Origin of the sequence: Phenylobacterium aquaticum, assembly GCF_947378715.1 — a bacterium.
In the GTDB taxonomy this organism is placed as follows: Bacteria; Pseudomonadota; Alphaproteobacteria; order Caulobacterales; family Caulobacteraceae; genus Phenylobacterium; species Phenylobacterium aquaticum_A.
On the sequence record NZ_CANCLE010000136.1, the window covers coordinates 1 to 10,795 of the forward strand.

Annotated in this window: 8 protein-coding genes and 2 tRNA genes; 6 read left to right on the forward strand and 4 right to left on the reverse strand. The window is 67.6% G+C overall.

Features of this window, described 5'->3' with window-relative positions; genetic code table 11:
* The first annotated feature begins 172 nt into the window (after nucleotides 1-172).
* From Q7P21_RS15725 to Q7P21_RS15740, 4 genes are all read left to right on the forward strand, one after another.
* Nucleotides 173-1,765: a GMC oxidoreductase gene (locus Q7P21_RS15725; protein WP_304177816.1), complete on the forward strand. Its 1,593-nt coding sequence runs from the start codon at nucleotides 173-175 to the stop codon at nucleotides 1,763-1,765.
* Nucleotides 1,766-1,807: 42 nt separating this feature from the next.
* Nucleotides 1,808-3,889: a S9 family peptidase gene (locus Q7P21_RS15730; protein ID WP_304165632.1), complete on the forward strand. Its 2,082-nt coding sequence runs from the start codon at nucleotides 1,808-1,810 to the stop codon at nucleotides 3,887-3,889.
* Nucleotides 3,890-3,900: 11 nt separating this feature from the next.
* Nucleotides 3,901-4,446 (forward strand): GNAT family N-acetyltransferase, encoded by a 546-nt coding sequence (locus tag Q7P21_RS15735; RefSeq protein WP_304177818.1) that lies wholly within the window; start codon nucleotides 3,901-3,903, stop codon nucleotides 4,444-4,446.
* A 111-nt stretch (nucleotides 4,447-4,557) separates the two neighbouring features.
* On the forward strand, nucleotides 4,558-6,021 hold the full coding sequence (locus tag Q7P21_RS15740; RefSeq protein WP_304165637.1) for a catalase: 1,464 nt from the start codon (nucleotides 4,558-4,560) through the stop codon (nucleotides 6,019-6,021).
* Between the two features lie 142 nt (nucleotides 6,022-6,163).
* Here Q7P21_RS15740 and Q7P21_RS15745 read toward each other — a convergent pair.
* A tRNA-Gln gene (locus tag Q7P21_RS15745) sits at nucleotides 6,164-6,237 on the reverse strand.
* A gap of 126 nt (nucleotides 6,238-6,363) precedes the next feature.
* Between Q7P21_RS15745 and Q7P21_RS15750 the strand changes: the two genes are divergently transcribed.
* Nucleotides 6,364-6,440, forward strand: a tRNA-Pro gene (locus Q7P21_RS15750).
* Nucleotides 6,441-6,565: 125 nt separating this feature from the next.
* Here the strand turns inward: Q7P21_RS15750 and Q7P21_RS15755 are convergent.
* The 3 genes from Q7P21_RS15755 to Q7P21_RS15765 all read right to left on the reverse strand — a co-directional run bounded on the left by Q7P21_RS15755 (nucleotide 6,566) and on the right by Q7P21_RS15765 (nucleotide 9,039).
* Nucleotides 6,566-6,946 (reverse strand): hypothetical protein, encoded by a 381-nt coding sequence (locus Q7P21_RS15755; protein ID WP_304177820.1) that lies wholly within the window; start codon nucleotides 6,944-6,946, stop codon nucleotides 6,566-6,568.
* Entirely contained in the window at nucleotides 6,943-8,097 is a 1,155-nt protein-coding gene (locus Q7P21_RS15760) for a hypothetical protein (protein WP_304165643.1), read from the reverse strand. The genes Q7P21_RS15755 and Q7P21_RS15760 overlap by 4 nt, the downstream gene beginning before the upstream one ends.
* A gap of 129 nt (nucleotides 8,098-8,226) precedes the next feature.
* A complete protein-coding gene (locus Q7P21_RS15765; protein WP_304177821.1) occupies nucleotides 8,227-9,039 on the reverse strand; it encodes a 2OG-Fe(II) oxygenase family protein in 813 nt (270 codons plus the stop codon).
* Nucleotides 9,040-9,120: 81 nt separating this feature from the next.
* On the opposite strand from Q7P21_RS15765, the gene Q7P21_RS15770 reads away from it, so the two are divergent.
* Nucleotides 9,121-10,641, forward strand: coding sequence for a putative 2OG-Fe(II) oxygenase (locus Q7P21_RS15770; RefSeq protein ID WP_304177823.1), 1,521 nt, complete (start codon nucleotides 9,121-9,123; stop codon nucleotides 10,639-10,641).
* Nucleotides 10,642-10,795: the final 154 nt, after the last annotated feature.

Consider the following 10,795-nt stretch of genomic DNA (forward strand, 5'->3'; position numbering starts at 1 on the left):
TCGGCCGAGACCGTGGTCGAGACCGCGATCCGCGCCAATGAGCTTGGCCGTGTTGTGGTCATACCCGGCTGGCACAACCAGCTGGCCGCCGCCCTGCTGCACTATCTGCCCCAGGGTCTGGTCGCCGCCGCAGTCCGCAGGGGTTCGGCGAAATATCATCTGGGGGACTGAGATGACCGCGCGCTTCGACCTTATCGTCATCGGCTCGGGCGCCGGCGGCGCGACCCTGGCCCAGCGGCTGGCGCCCACCGGCAAGTCGATCCTGATCCTCGAACGCGGCGAGCACCTGCCCCGCGAGGCCGAGAACTGGGACTCCAAGGCGGTCTTCATCGACCACCGCTATCGCACCAAGGAGAAGTGGTACGACAAGCGCGACAAGCCCTTCGTCCCCAACACCCACTATTGGGTCGGGGGCAACACCAGCTTCTACGGCGCGGCCCTGATGCGGCTGCGCGGCCGCGACTTCGAGGAGGTCCAGCACGCCGGCGGCGTCTCACCGGCCTGGCCGATCCGTCTGGCCGACCTCGCGCCCTATTATGCCGAGGCCGAGACCCTCTGGCAGGTGCACGGCCAGCGAGGCGAGGACCCCACCGAGGAGGGCGATGAGCCGGCCTATGCCCACCCGGCGGTGCGCAATGATCCCGGCATCGAGCAGCTGCGCCAGCATTGGCAGGCTCAGGGTTGGAAGCCCTTCTCCCTGCCGATCGGGGTCAAGCTGGACGCCGACAACCCGCTGACCTCGCCCTGCATCAAGTGCCGGACCTGCGGCGGCTATCCCTGCCTGCTGAAGGCCAAGTCCGACGCCCGCAGCCTGGCGGTCGAACCGATCCTGGGCCTGCCCAATGTCACCCTGTTGACCGGCCGCAAGGTGCTGCGGATCGAGACCGACGCCTCGGGCAAGACCGTCACCGAGGTGGTCTGCGCCACCGAGCACGGCGAGGAACGCTGGAGCGGCGACATCGTGGCGCTGGCGGCCGGCGCCGCCAATTCCGCAGCGATCCTGCTGAACTCCGCCAATCCCGCCCATCCGAACGGCCTGGCCAATAGCTCCGACCAGGTGGGGCGCAACTATATGTTCCACACCCTGACCGCCATGGTCTCCCTGACCGCCGCCCCGGTGGAGATCACCTTCCCCAAGACCCAGGCGGTCAACGACTTCTACTATGGCGATCCGCGCGGCGGCTTCGACAAGCCGATGGGCCATATCCAGCTCTTGGAATACATGTCCGGCAAGACGCTGGAGGGCGAGATTTCCGACTGGCTGCCGCCGGCCCTGGTGCCCGACGCCTTCTCCAGCGCCCTGGCCAGCCGGATGCTGTCGATGCTGGTGATCTCGGAAGACCTGCCCGACCCCAAGAACCGGGTGCGGATGACCTCCGACGGCCGGCTGCGGCTGGAATATGAGCACAACAACCTTGAGGGCCATGAGCGGCTGGTGAAGACCCTGAAGCAGTCGCTCGACGGCTTCGTCGACCACATCCACCCGTTCTCTCAGCACCACATCCAGTTCGATTCCCTGCTGCCGCTCTACGGCACCGCCCACCAGCTGGGCACGGTGCGGTTCGGGACCGATCCGAAGAGCTCGGTGCTGGACCCCTGGTGCAAGGCCCACGAGCTGGACAATCTCTATGTGGTCGACACCAGCTTCTTCGTCTCCTCGGCCTCGGTGAACCCGACACTCACCACCGTGGCCAACGCCATGCGGGTCGGCGACCACTTGAAGGAAAGACTGGGCGCCCGGACGCCGGCGCCGGTTCCTGCCTAGGCGACGCTTGCCAGGGCCGGCGGAGCCCCTCATCTAGCGATCATGTCCCTGACCCCGCCGACCGCCCGCCGCGACCCGAAGACCATCGTCCAGCTGGGGCGCACCCGGGTCGATGACTATGCCTGGATGAAGGACGACAACTGGCGCGAGGTGCTGCGCGACCCGTCGGCCTTGCGCGCCGACATCCGCGAACACCTGACCGCCGAGAACGCCTACGCCAAGGAGATGCTGGCGGGGACCGAGGCCCTGCAGGCGGAAATGTTCGCGGAGATGAAGGGCCGCATCAAGGAGGACGACAGCTCCGTCCCCTCCCCCGACGGGGCCTGGGACTATTATGTCCGCTACGAGATCGGGGCCGAGCATCCGATCCATGCGCGCCGACCGCGCGGCCGCACCGACGGCGAGGTGGTGCTGCTGAACGAGGACGAACTGGCCCAGGGCAAGGCCTTCTTCCAGGTGGGCGCGGCCCACCACAGCCCCGACCACCGGCTCTACGCCTATGCCTGCGACGAGCAGGGATCGGAATATTACACCATCCGCGTCAAGGACCTGGCCACCGGCGAGGTGCTGCCCTGGACCATCGACAGCGCCTATGGCGACTTCGCCTTCTCGCCCGACAGCCAGTGGCTGTTCTGGATCTGGCGCGACGACAACGCCCGGCCCTCCAAGGTCTTCCGCCGCCCGGCCCGGGGCGGCGAGGATGTGCTGGTCTATGAGGAGGCCGACGAGGGCATGTTCCTGGGCGTCGGAACCACCGCCGACGACAGCCACATCGTCATCCATGTCGGCAACCAGGAGACCACTGAGCTGTGGCTGATCCCGGCCGCCGATCCGACCCAGGGCGCCGTGGTGGTCGAGCCGCGCCAGGTCGGAGTGAAGTACGAGGCCGACCACTGGTCCGACCGCTGGGTGATCCGCACCAACGCCGACGGCGCCGTGGACTTCAAGCTCGCCCGCTCCCAGGCCGAGATCCCGGCCAAGGCCACCTGGGTGGATTTCGTCGCCCACCAGCCCGGCCGGTTCATCACCGGCTTCGCCGCCTATGCGAACCATCTGGCGCGGCTGGAGCGGGTCGACGCCAATGACCGCATCACCATCATGGCCCGCGAGGGCGGCGAGCATGTGGTGGCCTTCGAGGAAGAGGCCCACGCGCTGTCGCTCAGCGAGGGCTATGAGTACGACACGACGCTGACCCGCTTCGTCTACCAGTCGCCGACCACGCCTAGGCAGTGGATCGACTACGACATGGCCACGCGGGAACGGACCCTGCGCAAGACCCAGGAAATCCCCTCCGGTCACGATCCGAGCCGCTATGTGGCCCGCCGCCTGATGGCCACCGCCGCCGACGGGGCCGAGGTGCCGATCACCGTCCTGATGCTCAAGGACACCCCGCTCGACGGCTCCGCCCCCCTGCTGCTCTACGGCTACGGCTCCTACGGCCACGCCATGGAGCCCAGCTTCTCGATCCGCAGCCTGAGCCTGGTGGATCGCGGCTGGATCTGGGCCACCGCCCATGTGCGCGGCGGCTCCGACAAGGGCTGGGGCTGGTTCCTCGACGGACGCAAGGAGAAGAAGGTCAACACCTTCACCGACTTCATCGCCTGCGCCGAGCACCTGGCCGACCAGGGCTATGGCCAGCGCGGCCGCATGGTCGCCTATGGCGGCTCGGCCGGCGGCATGCTGATGGGGGCGATCGCCAATATGCGCCCCGACCTCTGGGCCGGGATCATCGCCGCCGTGCCCTTCGTCGACGTGCTCAACACCATGAGCGACACCACCCTGCCGCTCACCCCGCCGGAATGGCCCGAATGGGGCAACCCGCTGGAGGACGCGGCGGCCTATGACCAGATCGCCAGCTACAGTCCCTATGACAACGTCGCCGCCCTGGCCTATCCGCCGATCCTGGCGACCGGCGGCCTGTCGGACCCCCGGGTGACCTATTGGGAACCGGAGAAGTGGGTGGCGCGGCTGCGCGAAAATTCCACCAGCGCCTCGCCGATCCTGCTCAAGATCAACATGGAGGCCGGCCATGGCGGCGCGTCCGGCCGATTTGATTTCCTGAAGGAGATCGCCCTCGACTACGCCTTCGCCGTCTGGGCGGTGGCCCGGGGCTGGGAAGGCTGAAGAGGAAGGCCATGATCGTCAGACCGTCCCTGGAGACCGACGCCCCGGCGCTCGCCGCCATCTATGGCCACCATGTGCTGACCGGCCTCGCCTCCTTCGAGGAGGTCCCCCCGACCGCTGAGGACATGGCCGGTCGGCGCGCCGCCGTGGTGGCGCTTGGCCTGCCCTATCTGGTGGCGGAAGAGGATGGGACAGTGCTGGGCTTCGCCTATGCCGGCGCCTTCCGGCCCCGCGCCGCCTATCGCTACACCGTCGAGGACAGCGTCTATGTCTCGCCCGACGCCATTGGCAAAGGGGTGGGCAGGGCGGTCCTGTCCCAGGTCCTGGCGGCCTGCGAGGCGCTGGGCCTGCGCCAGGTGATGGCGGTGATCGGCGACAGCGGCAACGCCGCCTCGATCGGCCTGCACCAGGCCCTGGGCTTCGAGCATGCCGGGGTCTGCAAGGCCGTGGGCTTCAAGCATGGCCGCTGGGTCGACACGGTCTGGATGCAGAAGTCCCTGAACGGCGGGGAAGCCCGCGCGCCCGACGCCCCGGGCCTGGCCCTGGACGGTCATTGACCCGGAAGGGAAGATAGTTTTTTCCTATCTAAAACTCAATTTAGATCGATTAGACTTATGGAACGTCAGGCTCGACCATGACCTCAAGCTATCCAGCTCGAGGAACTCCCGATGTCCGATCAACCGACCCTGACCACCGCTTCCGGCATTCCGGTCGCCGACAACCAGAACTCGCTGAGCGCCGGTCCGCGCGGCCCCCTGCTGCTGCAGGACTTCCACCTGATCGAGAAGCTGCAGCACTTCAACCGCGAGCGCATCCCCGAGCGGGTCGTCCACGCCAAGGGCTCGGGCGCCTTTGGGACCTTCACGGTCACCCACGACATCACCCGCTTCACCAAGGCCAGGCTGTTCGCTGAGATCGGCAAGACCACTGAGACCTTCGTGCGGTTCTCCACGGTCGGCGGCGAACGCGGTTCGGCCGACACCGAGCGCGATCCGCGCGGCTTCGCCATGCGGTTCTACACCGAGGACGGCAACTGGGACCTGGTGGGCAACAACACTCCGATGTTCTTCATCAAGGACCCGATCAAGTTCCCCGACTTCGTCCACACCCAGAAGCGCGATCCGCAGACCAATCTGAAGTCGCCGACCATGATGTTCGATTTCTGGAGCAAGGCGCCGGAATCCCTGCACCAGGTGACCATGCTGTTCAGCAATCGCGGCACGCCGGACGGCTATCGCCACATGGACGGCTTCGGCAGCCACACCTACAGCCTGATCAATGCGGCCGGCGAGCGGGTGTTCGTGAAGTGGCACCTGCGCACCCAGCAGGGCATCAGGAACCTCAGCGCCGCGGAAGCCGGCCGCCTGGCCGGCGCGGACCCGGACTACGCCCAGCGCGACCTGTTCGGGGCCATCGCCCGCGGCGACTATCCCCGCTGGGAAGTGCGTATCCAGGTCGCCACCGAGGCTGAGCTTGCGGAATGGGAGGCGCGGACCGGCTGGAACCCCTTCGACCTGACCAAGGTCTGGCCGCACGCCGACTTCCCGCGCATGCCGGTCGGCATATTGGAGCTGAACCGCAATCCGGCGAACTACCATGCCGAGGTCGAGCAGGCGGCCTTCTCGCCGGCCAACCTCGTGCCGGGCATGGGCTATTCGCCGGACAAGATGCTGCAGGGCCGGCTGTTCGGCTATCACGACGCCCAGCTCTATCGGGTCGGGACCAATCACCAGCACCTGCCGGTCAACGCGCCACGCTGCCCCTTCCACAACCAGCAGCGGGACGGCCAGATGGCGATCGCCAACGGCGGCTCGGCGCCCAACTACGCCAATGTCCAGGCTGCGGGCAGCCAGCCGAGCGGCTTCGGCCACGGCGATGCGGGCTGGGACCTGAGCGGCGCGGCGGGGCGGTATGACGGCCGGGGCCAGGAGGACGATTTCACCCAGGCCGGCAATCTGTTCCGCATCCTGCCGCCCCAGGAGCGCCAGGACCTGTTCGACAATCTGGCCGGTCCGCTGAGCCAGGTGAGCGACGAGATCCTGCAAAGGCAGCTGGGCCACTTCGACAAGGCCGACCCGGCCTATGGCGCCGGGGTGCGCGCCGCCTTGGCCGCCCGGGCCGCCAAGGCCTGATTCGAGACCTGGGGCGGGTCCGTCATGCCGACGGGCTCGCCCTGCCCCCTCACGCGCCCGGCCGCGCGCGACGCGGTGGTCCAGCCGGCCACGATCTCGCAATCCCTTGCGGAGACAGGTCTTTGTCGATGTCGGGAGAGATTGGCTGGGGAACTAGGACTCGAACCTAGAATGACGGTACCAAAAACCGCAGTGTTACCATTACACCATTCCCCAGCAGGAACAGCGACGGGCTGGGCCCGCGCGAGGGCGTGTGGATAGCGCAACGGTTTCGTGGATGCAACGGCCTCGACGTCGCTTGCGGCCCACAATTCCCTCCTCTATATAGCGCCCTCCTCAAGTCGGAGTGTGGCTCAGTCTGGTAGAGCACCGCGTTCGGGACGCGGGGGTCGCAGGTTCAAATCCTGCCACTCCGACCAAGAGGACCTTCCCCAGATCCCGACGGGGCGATCCTTCCCAAGACATCACCCGCTTGGCCTGTGCGCGCAGGCGGCGGCCCTCCCCACAGGGCGGCGCACGACAAATCGCCGGCGGTCGACCCGCCCTAAGCCGGCGTCGGAAACCCTGAGACCCGGCTGAAACGTCCGTCGGCCCCTAAGATGGCTTTCAGGTCCGCCAGAAAGGCGTCGAACACCTTCTGATCCGGCCACAGGGACCACGTCATGTGCCCCGCATTGAGATAGTTCTCGTCGGATGCGATCAGGCTGACCTTCAGCCAGAAACGCTTCTTGTTCCGCGAGATGTCCAGTTCCCAGCCACTTTCCTGGGCGTCGATCGGATCGGACACCTCATATCCTCGCGCCTCAAGCCCCGCCTTCAGGACTTCCACGACGTTTCGACCGGGCCACTGCACGAACCCGGCATCATCCTCGACGGAGTCATCGGCAAAGGCGGAATGGAATTCGATTTTCACGTAGCGGCTCACGGTCGCGCCTCCTGATCATCGGAAAGATAAATGGCTGTCCCGGCGCTCGCGCCCAGCCCCGCAGCCCGCGCCTTCAAAGGCGGAGGGCTGCCGTGCCACAGGCGGCCGAGCGGACCATGTCGCTCTAGGCCCAGGCGCTTACCGCTCCAGCCTTCGCCCCGGATCACCTTGGTCCCATAGAATTGGGGGTCCACCTTATAGTGGAGCTCATAGAGATCGCCGCGGCTCATCCCTTCGGGCTTCAGGACATTGAAGACACCATCGCTGAAGCTCTTGGGCAAGGGTCCGCCGCCGAGGAAGTCGGGTAGCCGCGTGCGTCGAGGAATGAAGTGGCTACCCATATTTGACGCCGGATATAGCGTGGCGAGATGTTCAGCGCCTTTGTGGCTGAAGCCCTGCGCCAGATACTTCTCGACGTTGCCCACATTAGACAGGCGTTCCAAGCCCGTAACGGCCTTAGCCCCAGGGCCGCCAACGAGTAGCGAACCGACATCGAATGCGAGCTCACCTTGGTTCTGGGCGATTTCAAAGTTTCGCTGGAGTTCCCCCTTGAACGTGGGGGCCGGCGGCGTGGCCGACGGATCGAGATCGCGGCGCCATTGGCCCGCAACAGATCTGGCGTCCGTCACAACACTTTGCGGATCGGAGATCCCCTTCTTCACATAGTCCGCGCCCCTCCGCTCCAAGTTCGCCGCGCCCCGAACCAATTGAACCGGCGCCCATTCGGCAGGGCCACTACGGACAAGATCTAAGGGATCGGTGAGACGCTGGGCGAAGAGGGCGGCGTCAGCCAGACCTTCCACTGTGTGAGCCCCGCCCCTTAGGACGCCAGCGACATTCCCAACCACCTTGGCCGCATCTCCGGCCGCCGATCTCAGGACCGGGCTCTGGCCCGCCCGCGCCAGAGCTTCATTTGCCAGAGCCTTGGCGTCGCGAGTTGATCGTGCGATCGCCTTTCGCGTGCGAGTCTCAGCATCCTGCAGGATCTGGGCGCCATGTCGCACCACATCACCCGGGGACTCTAGCTTCAGGTCCTGGCCGGCCCTGATCGCGTTTCCGTACGCCTCATGCGCCGCGGCTTCGGCGTCTCGTGCAAGCCGCTCGGCCTTGCGCTGCTGGCGCCTCATGAATTCCACAATGCTTTCGCCCATGCCTCAGAGCCGGCTTAGAAGCCGTCCTTCTCCATCTTCTTCAGAAGCGCCGAGCCTGTCCCAAATCGCGCTCAGCAAGGCATAGGATGAATGTTCAATCCTGGATTGTCAAGAACAAATCAAGAACAATTAGTCCGAAGGCGGGGTGAGAGGCCGCAATCGCTCTTCACCACGCTCAATGAGCTTCCGCCGCCCAGCTCCTCGCCCGCCCGGCGTCCGGCTCCTGATCCAGCCCGTCACCGACAGCCGCTCTCCCGTGACGAACCCCGCCGTCTGGCTGACGCTGTGGGCCTGGGGCACGCGAAACAGGTTCAGGGCGTTGAACTTCGGCGTGAAGCCCTCGACGACATGGCCGTCGGCGTCGTGGAACAGCAAGAGCCCGCCCCACTCCGGCCGCCAGACCGGGGTCAGGTTCAGCACATAGGCGAACAGCCGGTGCTTGCCCGCGATGTCGTCGTCGTGGGTGGTGAGGAAATGGCCGGCGCGATAGCGGGTGGCCTGGGCGTCACTATAGACGGCGCGCGCGTCGCCGGTGATCCGGGCGATCAGCCCCAGGAAGACGTCGCTGTTCAGGAGATCATGGACTTGGCCCAGGGCTGTGAGGTCGCCTGACGGCCGGCGGCCGGCCTCGACCTCGTCGCTGACCCGCCAGCGCTCATAGTCATATTGAAAGCCCGTCCGCCCGCCCTCGGCGATCGAGGCCTCCACGGCGGCGAGCACATCGGCCGGGGTTTCCGCCTGGGCCCGCAAGTCGATGTCATAGCCCTGGCCCTTGACCGTGAAGGCCCGGGTCCAGGGCACGGCGGCGGCCATGGCGGCGGCGACCTCCCCGGCGAAGTCCGGGGCCAGGATGTCGGGGACGTGCAGCCGCCCGGCTTGCGCGAACCGGGCGGCCAGGGCGGCCTCGTCCAGATCCGGATTGAGATACTGCCGTGCGGTCATGCCTGGGGCCGGCTCCTATGGGGTCGCGCGGGATAACATGGATTGCCGAACCTCGTGATCCGGGCGACACCTTGGGTGGGGATGCGTTCGCGCAAGGGCTGGGGCTTGAGCAAGACCATATTGGATGAGGCGGCCGCCCAGATCGCGGCCGGCCGCTTCTCGGCCGCCTTGGCCGCCACCGACCCCCTGCTGTCCCGTCCCGACGCCATCCCGCGCACCTTCGCCCTGCACGCCGCCGCGCTCAAGGGCCTGGGGCGTCGCGGCGAAGCGGCGGAGGTCGATCGCGAGGCTGTGCGCCGGTTTCCGCAGTCACGCATCGCCTGGCACAATCTGGGCGCCACACTCGGCGATCTCGGCCGCGCGACCGAGGCGATCGCCGCCCTGGAGACCGCCTTCCGCCTGGGGCTCGACGCGCCGGAGACCTGGCTGGTCCAGAGCCGGGCCCTGGTCGCCGCCGGCCGGCTGGACGAGGGCGAGGCCGCCCTGGGCCAGGCCCTGCGCCGCCGCCCGGCCGAACTCGCCTGGTCCGCCGAGCTGGCCAATCTGGTCTGGATGCGGCGGGGCGACCTGAGCGAGGCCCTGGCCGTCCTGGCCGCCGCCGAGCGGGCCGGCGCGCCGGGCGCCCGGGTCCGGATGGCGCAGGCCGATCTGATGCGCGCCGCCGGCCAACATCAACAGGCCTGGGCGCTGTTGCGCGCCGCCGCCGACCAGGCGCCCGGGGATGGCCCGCTTGGCCTCGCGGCCTCCCAGGCGGCGATGGCGCTCGGCCTGGCCGCCGAGGCCGAGACCCTGGCCAGACGCGCTCACGCCCTCGCCCCCGGCGAGCCCGCCGTCCTGAACCAGCTTTGCATCGTCGCCCTGGCCCAGGGGCGCCCGTCCGAGGCCCTGGAGGCCGCCCTGAGCGGCCTGAAGCGCGCGCCGGCCAATCAGTCGCTCTGGGGCTGGGCCGCCGTCGCCGCCCGCCAGGCGGGCGATCCGCTCCACGCCACGCTCTGCGACCATGACGGCCTGGTGCGGATCTATGATCTGCCGACGCCTGAGGGCTGGAACGACATGGCCGGCTTCCTCAGCGACCTCGACCGGGCGCTCTCAGCCCAGCACCTCTATGTCCGGGAGCCGACCAACCAGTCGGTGCGACAGGGCAGCCAGATCTCCCACCTGCTCACCGGCTCCGACGACCCGGCGATCCAGGCCGCGTTCCGCCAGTTCGCCCCCGCGATCGACGCCTATGTCCAGGCGCTGGGCCCCGGCGCTGACCCGCTGAGGTCGCGCAACACCGGCGCCCACCAGATCCACGGCGCCTGGTCGGTGCTGCTGGGCCCGGGCGGCTCGCACAGCAATCATCTGCACATGGAGGGCTGGATCTCCTCCGTCTTCTATGTCGCCACGCCCCGCGTGATCGAAGGCTCGGCCCGTCACGAGGGCTGGCTGAGCTTCGGCGAGCCGCCGATCGCCCTTGATCCACCCTGCCCGCCCGAGCGTTTCGTCGAGCCCCGGCCCGGCCGGCTAGTGCTGTTTCCGTCCTATATGTGGCACGGGGTCATCCCGTTCTCGACCGATGGGCGGCGGCTGACCATGGCCTTCGACGTGACCCCAGCCTGACCCGGCCGCCAGCGCCGCACGCATCGCGCCGGAATTCTCAACCCCTGGGGGTTGAGACCTCTTCATTTGCGCGAAGCCCCGCCCGATATAGCTTAGGCCTTTCTCCTCACCCGGGATTCGAATGAAGCAGTTCCTGATCACCACGGCCGGTGTC